General features: G+C 36.4%; 18 protein-coding genes. 1 reads left to right on the forward strand and 17 read right to left on the reverse strand.

Annotated elements, in window-relative coordinates; translation table 11 throughout:
- Window positions 1-2: 2 nt before the first annotated feature.
- The 9 genes from JM84_RS04700 to JM84_RS04740 form a co-directional block, all read right to left on the reverse strand.
- Window positions 3-308, reverse strand: a complete 306-nt coding sequence (locus JM84_RS04700; RefSeq protein WP_035334607.1) for a hypothetical protein — start codon at window positions 306-308, stop codon at window positions 3-5.
- A complete protein-coding gene (locus tag JM84_RS04705; RefSeq protein ID WP_144782999.1) occupies window positions 277-1701 on the reverse strand; it encodes a DUF4153 domain-containing protein in 1425 nt (474 codons plus the stop codon). The genes JM84_RS04700 and JM84_RS04705 overlap by 32 nt, the downstream gene beginning before the upstream one ends.
- Window positions 1698-2168, reverse strand: a complete 471-nt coding sequence (locus tag JM84_RS04710; protein ID WP_144783001.1) for a Coq4 family protein — start codon at window positions 2166-2168, stop codon at window positions 1698-1700. Before JM84_RS04710 ends, JM84_RS04705 begins: the two co-directional genes overlap by 4 nt.
- 48 nt (window positions 2169-2216) lie before the next feature.
- The gene (locus tag JM84_RS04715; protein ID WP_013750204.1) at window positions 2217-2510 is read right to left on the reverse strand and encodes a winged helix-turn-helix domain-containing protein; all 294 of its coding nucleotides are present in this window, start codon (window positions 2508-2510) and stop codon (window positions 2217-2219) included.
- A 59-nt stretch (window positions 2511-2569) separates the two neighbouring features.
- Window positions 2570-3280, reverse strand: a complete 711-nt coding sequence (locus JM84_RS04720; protein WP_144783003.1) for a hypothetical protein — start codon at window positions 3278-3280, stop codon at window positions 2570-2572.
- Window positions 3270-3929 carry a hypothetical protein gene (locus JM84_RS04725; RefSeq protein WP_013750202.1) on the reverse strand — a complete coding sequence of 220 codons (660 nt, stop codon included), beginning with the start codon at window positions 3927-3929 and terminating at the stop codon, window positions 3270-3272. The genes JM84_RS04720 and JM84_RS04725 overlap by 11 nt, the downstream gene beginning before the upstream one ends.
- A 341-nt stretch (window positions 3930-4270) precedes the next feature.
- Window positions 4271-5188 (reverse strand): glutaminase, encoded by a 918-nt coding sequence (locus JM84_RS04730; RefSeq protein WP_013750201.1) that lies wholly within the window; start codon window positions 5186-5188, stop codon window positions 4271-4273.
- A gap of 3 nt (window positions 5189-5191) precedes the next feature.
- On the reverse strand, window positions 5192-5677 hold the full coding sequence (locus JM84_RS04735) for a hypothetical protein (protein WP_013750200.1): 486 nt from the start codon (window positions 5675-5677) through the stop codon (window positions 5192-5194).
- Window positions 5677-7488 (reverse strand): sodium:solute symporter family protein, encoded by a 1812-nt coding sequence (locus tag JM84_RS04740; RefSeq protein ID WP_144783006.1) that lies wholly within the window; start codon window positions 7486-7488, stop codon window positions 5677-5679. Before JM84_RS04740 ends, JM84_RS04735 begins: the two co-directional genes overlap by 1 nt.
- A 199-nt stretch (window positions 7489-7687) precedes the next feature.
- Here JM84_RS04740 and JM84_RS04745 point away from each other — a divergent pair, with 199 nt between their 5' ends.
- On the forward strand, window positions 7688-8032 hold the full coding sequence (locus tag JM84_RS04745) for a DUF1801 domain-containing protein (RefSeq protein ID WP_013750198.1): 345 nt from the start codon (window positions 7688-7690) through the stop codon (window positions 8030-8032).
- A gap of 17 nt (window positions 8033-8049) precedes the next feature.
- Here JM84_RS04745 and JM84_RS04750 read toward each other — a convergent pair whose 3' ends face one another.
- The 8 genes from JM84_RS04750 to JM84_RS04780 form a co-directional block, all read right to left on the reverse strand.
- Window positions 8050-8679, reverse strand: a complete 630-nt coding sequence (locus JM84_RS04750) for a response regulator transcription factor (protein WP_013750197.1) — start codon at window positions 8677-8679, stop codon at window positions 8050-8052.
- Complete coding sequence (locus tag JM84_RS04755; RefSeq protein ID WP_013750196.1) at window positions 8676-9461, reverse strand: sensor histidine kinase; 786 nt, start codon at window positions 9459-9461, stop codon at window positions 8676-8678. The genes JM84_RS04750 and JM84_RS04755 overlap by 4 nt, the downstream gene beginning before the upstream one ends.
- Window positions 9462-9594: 133 nt before the next feature.
- Entirely contained in the window at window positions 9595-10236 is a 642-nt protein-coding gene (locus JM84_RS04760; protein WP_013750195.1) for a hypothetical protein, read from the reverse strand.
- 285 nt (window positions 10237-10521) lie between these two features.
- Entirely contained in the window at window positions 10522-11178 is a 657-nt protein-coding gene (locus JM84_RS04765; protein ID WP_013750194.1) for a hypothetical protein, read from the reverse strand.
- Window positions 11179-11214: 36 nt separating this feature from the next.
- Window positions 11215-11385 (reverse strand): hypothetical protein, encoded by a 171-nt coding sequence (locus tag JM84_RS15370; protein ID WP_158306998.1) that lies wholly within the window; start codon window positions 11383-11385, stop codon window positions 11215-11217.
- A 489-nt stretch (window positions 11386-11874) separates the two neighbouring features.
- A complete protein-coding gene (locus JM84_RS04770) occupies window positions 11875-12531 on the reverse strand; it encodes a hypothetical protein (protein WP_013750192.1) in 657 nt (218 codons plus the stop codon).
- Between the two features lie 172 nt (window positions 12532-12703).
- Entirely contained in the window at window positions 12704-13351 is a 648-nt protein-coding gene (locus JM84_RS04775; protein ID WP_013750191.1) for a hypothetical protein, read from the reverse strand.
- An 18-nt stretch (window positions 13352-13369) separates the two neighbouring features.
- Window positions 13370-13891 carry a hypothetical protein gene (locus tag JM84_RS04780; RefSeq protein WP_013750190.1) on the reverse strand — a complete coding sequence of 174 codons (522 nt, stop codon included), beginning with the start codon at window positions 13889-13891 and terminating at the stop codon, window positions 13370-13372.
- Between the last annotated feature and the right edge of the window lie 863 nt (window positions 13892-14754).

The following is a 14754-nucleotide window of genomic DNA, read 5'->3' on the forward strand; positions in this document are numbered from 1 at the left end:
GACTATAAAAAATTAAGAACAATTGCCCCGCATGCAAAAGCTAGCGGAATATTTAATAGCATAATGACTAGTGTCAAAAAATGCTCTGGAAGTTCATTGCGATGTATTGCAGCATTAAAGAATACCCATATAAAAACCACGAGATGTACGATTATTGTTGGGATCAAGTGTAAGTAACCTACCATAGCAACTTCACTATCTTTTGTGATCATATATACAAATACAAATAAGATCCCAAGACAGGCACTAAATGCTGCTAGCTTTATCGCAAATCGATTAATTGCGTGCTGCGGTGTCGGTAATTTCATAAGTTGAGGTGTTTGGGTTTAGTAGGCCTAGAAGTGTTTTGGATTGCCAGGTTTCTTCAGATAAAGAAGTTTGCCATTGCTCATATCTATGTTGAATACTTGTACGATTCATAGGTTTTTCGGGGTGCGCTTTCGCGAAAGCGTATAAAATATCTCCATTGCTACTCCCCATAGAGAGGAGATAATTCACATCTGGAGAGGCTACTTCATGCAGATTATATGTAGTAATCACACGATCCCAACTAAAACTTGAAATCATGATAACAAGCACAAAAGCAGTACGGGTATTTGCTTTGAGCATAAATAATAGATTGAGTTTACGAGCAATTTTTACATAAGTGGTAATCATACCAGCAATACATAGTGCGAGGTAGATAAAGACACCTATTCTTTTGTAAGTAAGCCCGAAACCACTGCTGTACATATAGTTTTTGTAAGCCGTGAATAGGATGATAATTATGTTAAGCGCAATCCATACATAGGTAAAACGCCTTAGTGTCTCACTTTTTTTGTAAAAATTAAGATCACCTCTAAAGAGAATTAATATCGTAGTAATCGCAATAATAATAGAAGTGATAAGCGCACTCACGCCATCGTGTACCGTGTTAGAAAGTGTAGCTGCATCCGCAAGCGGATCATGAAGTATATACCAAATATCTGTAGTGATAAATATTATAATGAGCGCATTAAGTGCTCCTAATAGAATGGTGCCCAGTAGTTGTTCTCTATTAAGGGTAGTAGCTTTAATGTCAGATATAGGTTGTTCAGATAGAGTAGTGGAAGCATTGCGATCTATTGTGGTAAGAACATCAAGCTCTGCTTTTGAGGTTAGATTTATAATTAAATAATACCCCATAGCTGTAGTGAGTATCCAATTAAAGTTTATAAAATCAAGATTAATAGCCGCAATCCATTCACCTAGTATAGGGTTTGCTTTACCATAAAGCATCGCAAAAACCACTACCAGCGTAGTGACAATAGCTGTGGTAAGGATGATAAATTTATAATTGTGATTACTTTTTACCTTAGGGATGTCTTTATTGGGATTCATCGTACTATGTAAAGCACCTAGCAAAGATTGATACAGTCCGTTGAGCCACTGGACATATACTGCGTTTTTAATTCCCGAGATACTACCTGCGAATACAATAAAAGCCAAAATACAAGTGGTGATCGCTAGCAAACTATTTACTGTAAATACAAATACGGTACTCAATAGATAGAGCCCTGCAGCAAGGAGAAATGATTTGTTGGACTTGGTTTCCGGACGAATGATAATAACAGCTACTACTGAAATTATTGAAAATAATAGCATATTGAGGCCAAGGCTTTGACCGTAAAATAGAAGACTAAAAAGTATAGCGCCTAGACATCTGATTATTGAATTTTTCATAAAAGTTTGATTTTTAAAGTATGTTGTAAATCTGCGAGTGGTTCTGTGAGAAGCTCTAAGTAATTGAGGTTATAAAATCGATTTGCCTTTTTTCCTCTCTTGAAGGCTTTTATAAATGACTTAAAATGATCTATAAATAATGTTGTACCTACGGTGAGTGCAATAAAGAGGTATAGAGATCGCTTTCCATTCCCAAAGAGTAGCCATTGCATGGCGATTTCGTCAGGCACAGCAATACTAGTAGCAGTAAGTACGTGAAAGACGTCGTGATCTTCTAGTTGAGGTTCTGGAGTGAAGTGATGGATAAGTAAGAAGCAACCTAGATGGTACCCTAACGTCTGTGGCCTATAGGCTAGTAATTCTCTTACAGAAATATCCCAAGCAGCTTCTTTTTTAAAAAGCAATCTATACGGGATTTTACTCCATTCATATAAGCGTTCTAGTAATAAATAGCGAAGTGTCTCCATAATTATAAAGTACTTTGTATTTCAAAGTAAAATGATAAAAAAATATAGTTAGTTGTTGCCTAGTAATTTTTCAAGCGCTTCAATATGTTTTTTAAATGCATTTTTACCTGTGGTTGTAACACTATAACTCGTGTTAGGCTTGCGGCCTATAAATGATTTTTGAACAACGATATACGCCTCTTTTTCTAATGCCTTTGCGTGACTAGCAAGGTTACCATCTGTCGCTCCTAGAAGCTCTTTTAATTCTTTAAAATCTGCTTTTTCATTCACCATAAGCACGCTCATAATCCCTAGGCGGATACGATGATCAAAAGCTTTATTAATGTTGTTTATGATGGACATTCTTGTGATTTTGAATAGGCTATTTACTGTGGTGTGTAGTTTACGCTTTCGCGAAAATATTAGTTGCTTGGATTATAGTCTATTATTTTGTTAATACCTAAAATAATAAATTGATAAATTACTTCATCTTCCCTATCGAACACACTATTTTTATTAGAGTCTGACACACTCTTGAAGTACAAACGATTTAATTCTGGTATAGTTTTATAGTCTATTAAGTTGCTATTCTTTTTAGTTAATTTTCGAAAGCCAACTCCATCGCCATTACTTAAATAAAGGGAAAGTATATCGTTATTGTCTAAAGTATGATCATTATTTGTATCAGAATCTATTACCTCATAGGTGATGTGATTTTTCCCAGATAATTCCGCTACGTCTCTCAAATAATTTACTTTTTGAATTTCAATATTTTCATCAGTCAATAATGTTGTCTCTCCATTTTTAATGTTTTCAAATAATAGATTCTTCATTTGACCAAAAATCTCATCCCCTCTTTCTGTTGCAAGTTGGAAGGTGGTATAATTATCCGCTCCGTAACTGTAAGTATTTTTTTTATTATTCTCCGAATCTGCTATTTCTCCAATTGGATGAATTAAATAATCTAAACTATCAATTTTAATAGGTAAATCTCCTATTTGATACTTCAAGGTATCTTTTACTGTCTCAGAAGTATTGACTTTGTCATCTTCATCATAAACTATTGTCGGCGTATTTTCTGAACAAGAACTTATAAGAAGAAGTCCTAAAATTAGTAGTAAGTTATTTCTCATCTTTTTGTCTATCATATTTATTATACATGATTGCTCCATAGATAATATGAAATACGCCAAAGCCTAATGCCCAAAAATACAATCCGTATCCTATAAATTGAGTAGCAATAAGGCCTATAATAATATTTGCAAGTCCTAGGTATTTGATATCTCCTAGTGTGTATTTACTTGCGTTTACTAAGGCAAGGCCATAGAAGATAAGTGTTGCTGGAGCAATAAGACCTATTATACCATATTGTATAAGTACGATAGAGAAGACTCCTCCCGTAACTAATGGAATGGCAAAATTTGCAATAAGTCGTTTTGACGAACTGTCCCAGATGGACTCTTTATTTTTTGCCGCTTTTTTATAGGTCAAAATAATACCAGTGCCTATTGCGAGAAGTAATGTAACTAGAAATAGTATAATTAAGTTTCCTGCAAGCTCTGCTGTTGCAAAAATGCGTAAAATGAGATTTAAAAAATCTTCTCTACTTGAAGCAAATAATTGAATATGCCCTTGAATTAAATAATGTGCAACAACGGCAGCTATAAGAGCATACACTCCAGCAAGTATACCAGATAATCCACTTAAGGACATAAAACGGGAAGATTTGCTCATCATCGTTTTGATGCTGGCAATGTCTTCTAGATATTTTGATGACTCCATAATAAAGTACTTTGAAATTCAAAGTTAAACTTTAATTTTGATTTTACGCAAACATTATAAGTTATTTTTTTCTAAGTGTTTGTGAGATATGTGCTTAGGGTAATCTAGGTAGGTGATGAGCGAAGTTTGTATTTTAAAAGAAATTATGATTGGTGATACTGCGATACATAAGTACCTTCTTTAAGAAACAACTGCATGACTCCATAGCCCCGATTGCAATAAAAATCCCGCAATGGAGCGCTAGCGTAATGAGTAATTGTAATGTAAAGCGGGTGGTACCTCGCAAAATAAACAATGTCCCTTCTGCTCAAAAAAGGAAAGTAAAAAAGGGTAGGGAATTCTTAAAACACCGTATCCTGAGTCTCGTCTGTAAAGTACTCTAGGAATTTCATGCCACGGTAAGAGTTACCATGCTTATTGAGTTTTGGACTCCATACGGCGATAGAAAATGCGTTAGGTAAAATGGCAACCATGCCGCCACCCACGCCACTCTTCCCTGGAAGACCCACACGGAAGGCAAACTCACCAGCCTCATCATAAAAGCCGCAGGTTTGCATAATGGCATTTATGCGTTTTGCCTGAGCGGGTTTTACTACTTTCATATCTGTTTTGATCTGCTTACCTTGATTTGCAAGAAACCCAAAAGTATAAGCCAGCTGCTCGCACGTCATCTCTATAGAGCAGAGGTGAAAGTATAAATCTGTTACTTGATTACATGTGTTATGAATGTTCTCAAAGGACTTTATGAAATTTGCTAGTGCATAATTTCGATATCCCGTTGCCTGCTCTGAGGCTGCGATATCAGTTGCGTATTGTAAATCCTTAATTCCTGATACTTCTCGCACGTAATCTAATAACGCCGTTTTAGGGTCATCAAAGAGGTCACAAATGATATCACACATTACAATTGCCCCAGCATTAATAAGAGGATTTCTCGGAATCCCATTCTCACTCTCCAGTTGTACCAGCGAATTAAAAGCAGTTCCAGAAGGTTCAAAATCCATGCGATCCCAGAGCTTATCACCTATTTTTGATAGCACCAGGCTCAGGGATAATACCTTAGCAATACTTTGTATAGAAAACTTTACCGTGGCATCACCACAGGTAAACTGTTCTCCGTTTTTTGTAATGAGACAAACGCCAAATTGATCAGGATTCACTGTCGATAGCTCAGGTATATAGCTGGCAACGGCTCCTTTATTTTCCATTTTCAACACCTTTTGATAAGTGCTGTCTAGTATGTTTTGGCAATCTATCATGCGCTAGTTATTCTGCAGCGTTAGTGTTTCAACAAGTCGAACGCCTGTTGCTGTTTTTTCAAATAAAAATGAGGTACTTCCTCCTTGATAAAACGTAGGATACTTTGCGGTACGTTTACGCTTTCGCGAAAGCATTTCTATCACAAACATATCATTCTCGGTCTCAGAAACATAAAGCTGGTAGCGAGATCTTCTCTTTTCTCGCACTTTTTTGAAAGCTGGAATCTCAATAGGCTGATATAAATCACCAAAGAAATTCTCAAAATCCTTATCTGCAAAACGTGTGTCCATTCCATCTAGCCAGAAGGCATAGGCTTGGTTTGTAAAACTCACTGTTTGCTTAGAAGCTGTGATAGCTGTGGCTCCCGTCTGTTTGAACTCTGGCGTTTTTTTTAATAAAGAGATAGCCTTTTGATATGTCTCTGTAGTTTCTTGCGCTTGTAGTCCTAAGCTTAAACACAAAAGGGTAATAAATATTGATAGTCTCATTATAGTACTTTTCCTTTAATTTTTTTCCAAACACTAAGCAGTAATCCTCCAGATATAGCGCAAATACTAAGGCCGATGAATGCATTAGTAAGTTGGCCATAAATGAAGTAACCAGTAGTAAATAAAGCTCCATAAATTAATACACAACCTAGTAACATGGCGACAATTCCCATAGGGACACTCCACTTTTCTGTAGTTTTTATGATGTTTACTTGTTCTTGGTCTGCTTGAAGTATAATTTTCTTCCATCCTGGGCCTCCAGGTTGTGTTTTTTTATAGAACGCATAAAGTGTTTCTTTAGTTTCTGGTTGTGTAAGATAAGTGACAACAACCCAAATAAGCGTCGAGCTAAATACCACAAAAGGAAATTTTGCATACGCTGGTAACATTCCGCTAGCTCCAAAAAGCGTTTCTCCCAGTGAAGTAAACTCTATGAGGATAGAAATCACACCAGAGGCAAGCATGGCGCTGATCTCTGTCCACGCATTAATACGCCACCAGAACCATCTCAAAATAAAAATGAGTCCTGTACCTGCGCCAAACATTAGTATAATATCAAAGAGTTGCTTTGCATTTGTAAGCGCCAGTGCTATAGCTGCACTCACTATCATAAGTATGGCTGTGGTGATGCGACCTACAACGACTAACTGCTTTTCCGTTGCGTCAGGTTTAATTTGTTGTGCATACACGTCATTTACTACGTAAGATGCTCCCCAGTTGAGGTGCGTACTTATGGTACTCATATATGCGGCAGAGAGTGATGCGAGCACGAGACCTAATAATCCGCTAGGTAGCATCGTGAGCATTGCAGAGTAGGCTAGATCTTGGCCTAGTTTATCTTCAGATATATTTGGGAAAGCCTCTTGTATACTTGCGAGGTCTGGAAATACTACAAGTGACGCTAATGCTACTAAAATCCACGGCCATGGACGTAATGCGTAGTGCATGATGTTATAGAAAAATGTTGCTCCTATGGCGTGGTTTTCATCTTTGGCAGCAAGCATACGTTGCGCCACATATCCACCACCTCCAGGCTCAGAGCCAGGATACCAGGAACTCCACCATTGCACCGCTAGCGGTATAATGAGCAAGGTGATAAGCATCTCTGTATCGTTAAAATCTGGAAGGAGATTGATTTTATCTTTTACATTTTCATGCGAAATTAATGCCTCTAGTCCGCCTATTTCTGGCATACCTACGATGTAATATGCAGCTCCAAAAGCTCCTGCCATTGCGACGAAGAATAATATAAAATCGGTGTAAACAACTCCTTTAAATCCTCCTATGGCACTAAAAACAACCGTAATCACTCCAGCAACAACAACAGTAGTCACAGGATCAAGCCCTAGCATCACTTCGCCTATTTTTATTGCGGCAAGAGTTACACCAGCCATGGCGAGTACGTTAAATACAATCCCTAGGTAGATCGCTCTGAATCCTCGTAAAAAACGAGCAGGAGCGCCACCGTAGCGCAGTTCGTAAAACTCAATATCAGTCTTTACCTCAGACTTGCGCCATAGTTTTGCATAGACAAATACCGTAAGTAATCCAGTGACTAAAAATGCCCACCATACCCAGTTACCTGAGACGCCGTTAGTACGTACAATATCTGTAACAAGATTAGGAGTATCTGTAGAGAATGTTGTAGCCACCATAGAAAGCCCTAAAAGCCACCACGGCATATTACGACCCGATAGAAAGTACTGCGTGGTATTTTTTCCTGCGCTTTTCCCTACGTAAAAACCTACGCCTAAAATGATTACAAAAAGAGCAATAATAATGGCAACGTCTAAGCCAGATAAGTCAATCATAAAGAATCAGGTATTTTGTCTTATATTGAAGTGAGATTACTAGGCGAAAGATAAGCATTCATCACAATAGTTTTTTTGAATAGCTACAATCAATGTCACATCACAATGTCATTTTATCAAGTTAGTAATGTAGTAGGAGTTGTTTTGCTTTCGCGAAAGCGTAAAAAAAATATAGATTACAGAGAAAAAAAATAAAACAATGAACCCAGCCGAAGAATACATCCTCGCTAAACCAGAGCCTTGGTGCTCTATGCTTATGGAGTTGCAAGCAGTGATTAAGCGTACCGTTCCTGACGTAGAGGAGGGTTATAAATGGCATTTACCATTTTATAGCTTAAACGGTAAAATGTTCTGCTTTTTAAATTTCAGAAAGACTTTTGTAGATATAGGTTTTCCTAAGGGGATACTTGTACAGGGATTTGATGATGTTTTAATTGCTGGAGAAGGCCGTAAGCAATTGCGCTCGCTTAGATATCATTCACAAGAGGAGATTGATGTGCCTAAGCTAGAGCAAGTACTTAAAGCAGTGGCTAGATTAACGTAACCTATATTTTCATCTTATTAGGGTCTAAATAGCCCATTTTTAAGTGCATAAATCACCAAGCCTGTCCTGTTTTTTAAGTTGAGTTTTGAGAATACGCTATCACGATATCCTTGCACAGTTTTTGGACTCAAAAACATAACATCTGCAATCTCATTATAAGTCATCTCTGTACAGGCATGTTTTATAAATTCGATCTCTCGATCTCGCAATGCATCTTTGTTGTTGCCATTTAGGCTTTTTACAAGTAGTTGGCTCACCGTATTGGTGTGATAATAACCATTTAATGCAAGTTCGTTGAGAGCATTTTCAAGTGTCTTTTTTTCGGTGTCCTTAAGTAAATATCCTTTTGCGCCTGCGCGTATCATTTGTAAGATAGTGTGGTCATCCTCTTCAACAGAGAGTGCTAGTATGAGAATAGTAGGGTAAAGCTCCTTTACTTGTGCGGTAGCTTCTATACCATCCATAATGGGCATGTTTACATCCATTAAGATAATGTCTGGACGCTTATTTTCAAAACGAAGATTGTCCAGAAGTTCTTGCCCATTTTTACAAGTGTAGAGTACTTCAAAATTATCAAAAGAATTAACTAAGCCGCTTATTGCCTGGCTCAATAAGGTATGATCATCTACAATAACGATAGTTTTCATTGTGGTTGTGGTTTGTATGTAAGTGATAGTGTTGTGCCCTCGCCTACGTTTGATTTGTAGTCTACAAGAGCTCCTATTAGATTTGCTCTTGTCTCGATGTTAGTAAGCCCGATGCCGTTTTTTGCTCTTGCTTCTTTATAATTAAAGCCTACGCCATTATCTTTTATGGTAACATTAAGTGTGTCCATTTTATAGTTTAGGTACACATCAAGGTTAGTTGATTTGGAGTGTTTTATTGTGTTTGTAAAAAACTCTTGTAAGATTCTAAAGATGATGGTCTCTATCTTTTTATCTATAGTAATAGGGCTTCCTGTAATTTTGAGAGATGGTTTTAGATACGCCATTCTGTTAAAGCGTTCTAGTTCTAAGTTTAATGCTTCCGGTAGTGACATATTTTTGAGTGCCTCTGGATTTATGAGCTTAGAGAGCGCTCTTATTTCTGTAAGGCCTTTGCCTATAGTAGCTGCTGCCTCGTCAAGATCTTGCTGGCTGCCACCACAATTTTGGGTTTGTATTTTGGCTAGCGTAAGTAGCTGTCCTATGTTATCATGGAGCTCCCAGCTTATATTGCGTAGCGTTTCTTCACGTATTTCTATCTGCGTCTCTGCAATTTCTTTTTCAAACTTTTTCTTTGTGTGCTCCTGTTCTAAGAGTAAGGTGTTCTTACGTTTCATAAACACAGAGAAGAGCACCACTACAACAACTAGTAGCAATAGTAATATGGTAATAGCCACTAAGACTATAAACAAGGTGCCATTATCTTGATTTTGGATAAAAAGCATAGTTTGGATTGGAGTAATTATAATGAATGTTGAAGGTACTTATTTTGGTATTGATTACCCATAGGGCATTTACCCCAAAGTCAATGTGTGATGGTTTTAGAAATACGCTTTCGCGAAAGCGTACTATAAACACCTACATTTCGTAAGCACTTAATTTTTTAGGGTCTGTCCATATAAACCCAAACACTAAAATGATATTAGTTACTACGAGAGAAAATGTCTGGATTGCTCGTAAGGTGTTCAATAATTCTTTTGAATACTGAAAATCCATCTGGCCTACCATAAATGGAGCTAATGGAATAAAGGTGATACCAAATAATAAGTATCCAGCAAAAACAAAAAGTTCGAGTTGGTTTTTAAGCCTAAGAGGTGCATCGCTCTTAAGACGGTCTATGGCATAATACATAAGTAAAACGACCAATAAGATCATGGCAATATTATAGATAATACTCATATAGTGCGTGACCACAGGCACTGTAAAAGCTCTAATAATAATGGTTATGATCATCGCTGTAGATAACCATGTTACAATACGTTTTCTAGTCGTATTTTCTATATGATCATACACCATCTTATAAAACAAGATGTAGAATAAGAATGCATAAAGGTTATATGCCCAGTGATTATTGTGGTAGTAGTGTGAGTATATTTTAGCCATACTTTCTGTGATGACCGCTATCCAGAGAATATACAGTATGGTTTTTATAGGGAGGTGTTTGTACTTAGAAAAGAAGATAGTTGCCACAAGTGCCACTATAATTTCTGAGATATACATTAGAGTACTCAAGTAGGGGTTTCTTTAAGTTAGTGCTGAAAGGTAATAAATTATAAAGATGGATTTTGTAAGATTTTTACTCGTGGAGCGCTGTATTACGCTTTCGCGAAAACGTACTCAACATTAAAATTTCATATCAAAATAAGAAAAACTGTATTTACGGCAATCGCGGCTTATTATCAAACCGATAATATAACGCAATCGCACAAAATAGGGTAGCTACTAAAAACAGTAGAAACAAAATAGTCACGCAGACCAGCCATATGACAAGAACTTCCTCCTTAATCATAAGATGCGCCTTATTAAAGTTGCTGAATGTACTCCTCTATAAAAACCAAATGCAATCGTGCCATAACACGCAATTACTGCAATGAATTGAATAAGAAAAATTGCCTCATATAGAAAAACACTATCCGTAACAAGGAAGTATCTCGAAAACATTATAACGGGATATGAGATATGGAATATTAAAAAACCAATACTCACCCACAAAAAGATATCTCTGCTATATGCTGCAATTTTATTACTTCTTAATTGCTCTACTAGGTATAGCGTGAGTGCTATAATGATTAATATGGTAGATAACGTAAATGAGTACACAGGCCAGTCATTAAAAGGGTCTTGAGTAATCGCAGTAATAGTAAATGCAATAGCGCTTATTGCAATTAAAACATTTGCTATAGCGATGCGTATATGATGTGATAAATGCAATCTTGTGATTATTAATAAGCCTAAACAAACGATAACCTCGTAAAAATTATAAAGTATCTCAAATCTATAGGGTGCTAGTAGTATGTGGCAAGTAAACTCATTAATGGCGATATACCATAACAGCGGTAGCATCCATTTTAAGGGGGTTGACTTGTACTTTTTATAATATACAGTGGCAGAGATTGCGGCAGCAAACTCAAATAATAGCACTATGTATATTAGGTAGTCCACAGGGTGTACAGTATGTTGTTTTTAAGTATGACTGTTTTAGTTTTCGATTTCTATCTTATTGCCATAATAGAAGCCAAAGGCAATAGTGAGGTATGATAAAATGGCCACTGTAAACTGTATGTTATTAAGTAACCCATTAATTTTTGGATCTTCACTTATAAACTCTCTGGCTAGACTTATAACTGGATAAGCAATAAAAAAGATCAAAAAACCGAGATTGATAATTAAGAATAAATTTTTGCTCAGTAGTAGGATTTTATCAGAATTTAAGAGGTCAATAAAATAAATTAATAATGCAGTTATTACTAAGACAGTGAAAATTGTGAAATTCGATTTAGAAAATTCTTTAAATGGATTAAAGAAGAATAAACTTATTAGAAATATTGTGATACATAGGACTAGAAGAACAAGAACTATGTTTTTTCTAGCTTTTAGTCTAATTTGAGTTTTCAACATAATAAGTATCGTGCTCGAAACAATTAAATCATAGAGATTGTATAATAGGTAACCAATTTCAGATCTTGGAAATATGTATTGACATAACATCTCATTAACAGGGATATACCATAGTAACAATATCAAAAAATTGATGTCAGTATTTTTATACTTATAAAAATAAAAAGTTCCAAATAGCGCTGCTATGAACTCAGACGTAAACATCGCTATTTGAAAATTCTCGTACATAAATCACGTAGTTTATTGATAATCATCCTCATTATATGGAGGTGGCGGTGTCCATGGAGATTTATTTGATGCTAAACTCTGTACTCCATTCTGTATGGGCATTGTTAAGTCTGCTCTATTAGATTTCTCAGATGGAATCTTAATAAGCTTCCCTACAGGTACAGCTGTACTTTTATTCCCATCTGTTTTAATTGCAAAAGCGACATCATCTCTTATGTCTCCTTTCTGTCCTGCCTCCATTATAGGATTTAAAAAAACGGTTGCCCTGCCGTCATTTTTACCTTTCTTATATTGAGAAAAATAAATACGTAATCCTGAGATATCTGTTTTTGTGGATTTAGCTTGCTGCTCAATAAAAGCCAGATATGCCTTAAGACCTTTATAGTCCATAGATAATGCGCGAGTTGCCTGAACGTAACGTTCATCATCCGGCTTGATAGAGTCACCATCTTTATCAATGTTTACTGATTTTTCTATAAGCGGTACTCGTTGGTTACCGTATCTGTGGTACATATCTTCAGCTTCTTGCAATGAAATTATGGTGTTAGGAGCAGCCAGAGGTTCTTCATCGTGATCATCTGTGTGAGGTGTGCCCTTGGGGTCACCGCCGCAGCTTAGCATTAAGAATCCGCCCAATAAAAGGAAGGTTAGAAATTTACATGTTTTCATGTGTATTAGAATTTTGGTTAGTATTAATGTAAATAAAACGTTAACCAAGCTAGGGAAATACAAGTATACTATCCCTACTACTCATGAGGTAGGGGTAAATGTCCCTTTATAGGAAGTCAGTGCTAATGCTATTATTGGTAGAGCATGTTGTTGCATAAATAAAGGAAGCAATCTAGTTCTCTTCTAAGTCAGATGCTTTTTTAGAATAGATAAACCCAAAGGAGAAGATGGTATACATAAGAATTGCAATTGCTCCCATAATGTAGGAGAGGTTGTAACTCATCGTGAGATTGTTTAAGTAATAGATACGAGCCATAAGGATTACTGGTGAGGCAACGAAAAACAGTGCAAAACCTATTAAAAAATAAGTAACAGTTTCTTTAAACGGATTTATGACAGAGGCGCTTTTGAACAAATTAATTAAATAAATAAAAAGAGCTACTACTCCTAAAAGTGGGCCTATCGTTTTTGAAATAGCCCAAGGCTCATCAAAGCCTTTTATGACAAACTCAGCTATATGGGTGATGCCGATTATGAGCATCAGAAATTTAATAATTCTATTGAGATATAATGTTCTCACATATCTCAGGCAAATCCAGGTTACATAAAGTGATGTGATTAATCCGTAAATATTTGTGAGGTGATAACTAACGATACCTTTTGGTATAAGAATACTTGCTAAAGCTTCATTAATAAGGACATACCATAAATAAATGTAGAAAAACTTTATAGGTGTCTTTTTGTATTTAAAATAATAAATAGAGGCCAAAATAGCGGCAAGCAGTTCTGCAATATGTACTGCATAAATTATTGTTTTCATTATTCTGGCCTCTTATTTCTAGTGGTAATCGTTAGGATCGTTTTGAATTGGTGGTGGTGGCCATATAACATCATCACCTGCTAAACTCTGTATGACTCCATTACTTAACTTACTATCAGAAGGCTTTGGTATTTTACCATCAATCACATCTCCTACCGTGATTGGTTCTTTATTGCCGTCTACATCTGTATGAATTGCATAAGAAATATCTCCATCAATTCCTTTAAATGCAGCGACTGGATTTAGAAAAACAGTTTCTCTTCCAGGATTCCCTTTTGCAGGTTTTGTAGCGCCAAAATAGATACGAAGCCCTTTTGGAGTTACTCCAGCTTCTTTGGATTCTTTCTCGATAAAAGCCATATATGCTTTCATCTTTTCATAATCTGCAGTCACAAATCTTGTCGCTTCATAAGGTTTGTCAAGATCTTCATACAGTTTGTTTACTCCACCCTCTATAAAAGGTGCTCTGTTTTGTCCATAAGTCCTGTAAAGGCTATCTGCCTCTTCAACAGGGATAATATTATCTGGTACGTCTTCCATTGTTTAATTTGGTTGGTCCATTCTTTCCTAACAGTCCTAAGTTTATTTATCACAATCTAATGTGAAGCAATATTTAAAAAAGAAAGAACACGCATTAATAATTTGATTCTAGAAATAGTTTGGATTGTTATTTCATTACAAAATACAACTTATGATTGTAATTGATACAATATGAAATATATGGAGACGAATATGCCCTTTTTAAGTTGAACTTGAACCTGAACTTGAAGTCGAAGTTTAAGTCGAACCTAAAACTGAAATTTAAATCATTGTCATTTCGACCTTGTGGAGAAATCGCATAACGGTGAGCACACTCAAGTAATAACTACTAGTAAGCAACTTCCCTAAGCCAAATAATGAGATCTCTCCTTCCGTCGAGATGACAATAGTTGAACTTGAACTCAAGTCCCCTCCTTTGAAGGAGGGCTAGGGAGGATGTTCCACAATAGTAAGCACGCAGAAGTGAGAACAGTTGGATTTGAGAACTTGAATCTGAACTTGAAGTTGAAGAAAACAAGTCATCGTCATTTCGACCTATGGAGAAATCACATATGAGTAAGCACACCCGAGTAAGAACCCCAACATAGCAACTTCTCCAATCTAGATAACGAGATCTCTCCTTACGTCGAGATGACAATAGTTGAACTTGAACTCAAGTCCCCTCCTTCGAAGGAGGGCTAGGGAGGATGTTCCACAAGAGTAAGCGCGTAGGAGTGAGAACATTTGGATTTCTGTACTTAAATTCCCTCCTTTGAAGGAGGGCTAGGGAGGATGTTTCGCATATGAGTAAGCAGGCAAGAGTAAGCACACATAATTGAGGATGTTCCACAAAAAAAATCCAACATACCTAAGTACATTGGATT

The sequence above is a fragment of the Dokdonia sp. Hel_I_63 genome (genome assembly GCF_007827285.1).
GTDB lineage: Bacteria > Bacteroidota > Bacteroidia > Flavobacteriales > Flavobacteriaceae > Dokdonia.

Excerpts from the sequence above, each read along its gene's own strand:
- JM84_RS04705 (WP_144782999.1), bottom strand. The coding sequence starts at position 1,701 with ATGAAAAATTCAATAATCAGATGTCTAGGCGCTATACTTTTTAGTCTT.
- JM84_RS04715 (WP_013750204.1), bottom strand. The coding sequence starts at position 2,510 with ATGTCCATCATAAACAACATTAATAAAGCTTTTGATCATCGTATCCGC.
- JM84_RS04740 (WP_144783006.1), bottom strand. The coding sequence starts at position 7,488 with ATGATTGACTTATCTGGCTTAGACGTTGCCATTATTATTGCTCTTTTT.
- JM84_RS04710 (WP_144783001.1), bottom strand. The coding sequence starts at position 2,168 with ATGGAGACACTTCGCTATTTATTACTAGAACGCTTATATGAATGGAGT.
- JM84_RS04730 (WP_013750201.1), bottom strand. The coding sequence starts at position 5,188 with ATGATAGATTGCCAAAACATACTAGACAGCACTTATCAAAAGGTGTTG.
- JM84_RS04700 (WP_035334607.1), bottom strand. The coding sequence starts at position 308 with ATGAAATTACCGACACCGCAGCACGCAATTAATCGATTTGCGATAAAG.
- JM84_RS04775 (WP_013750191.1), bottom strand. The coding sequence starts at position 13,351 with ATGAAAACAATAATTTATGCAGTACATATTGCAGAACTGCTTGCCGCT.
- JM84_RS04760 (WP_013750195.1), bottom strand. The coding sequence starts at position 10,236 with ATGTATATCTCAGAAATTATAGTGGCACTTGTGGCAACTATCTTCTTT.
- JM84_RS04735 (WP_013750200.1), bottom strand. The coding sequence starts at position 5,677 with ATGAGACTATCAATATTTATTACCCTTTTGTGTTTAAGCTTAGGACTA.
- JM84_RS04725 (WP_013750202.1), bottom strand. The coding sequence starts at position 3,929 with ATGGAGTCATCAAAATATCTAGAAGACATTGCCAGCATCAAAACGATG.
- JM84_RS04780 (WP_013750190.1), bottom strand. The coding sequence starts at position 13,891 with ATGGAAGACGTACCAGATAATATTATCCCTGTTGAAGAGGCAGATAGC.
- JM84_RS04770 (WP_013750192.1), bottom strand. The coding sequence starts at position 12,531 with ATGAAAACATGTAAATTTCTAACCTTCCTTTTATTGGGCGGATTCTTA.
- JM84_RS04755 (WP_013750196.1), bottom strand. The coding sequence starts at position 9,461 with ATGCTTTTTATCCAAAATCAAGATAATGGCACCTTGTTTATAGTCTTA.
- JM84_RS04745 (WP_013750198.1), top strand. The coding sequence starts at position 7,688 with ATGAACCCAGCCGAAGAATACATCCTCGCTAAACCAGAGCCTTGGTGC.
- JM84_RS04720 (WP_144783003.1), bottom strand. The coding sequence starts at position 3,280 with ATGAGAAATAACTTACTACTAATTTTAGGACTTCTTCTTATAAGTTCT.
- JM84_RS04750 (WP_013750197.1), bottom strand. The coding sequence starts at position 8,679 with ATGAAAACTATCGTTATTGTAGATGATCATACCTTATTGAGCCAGGCA.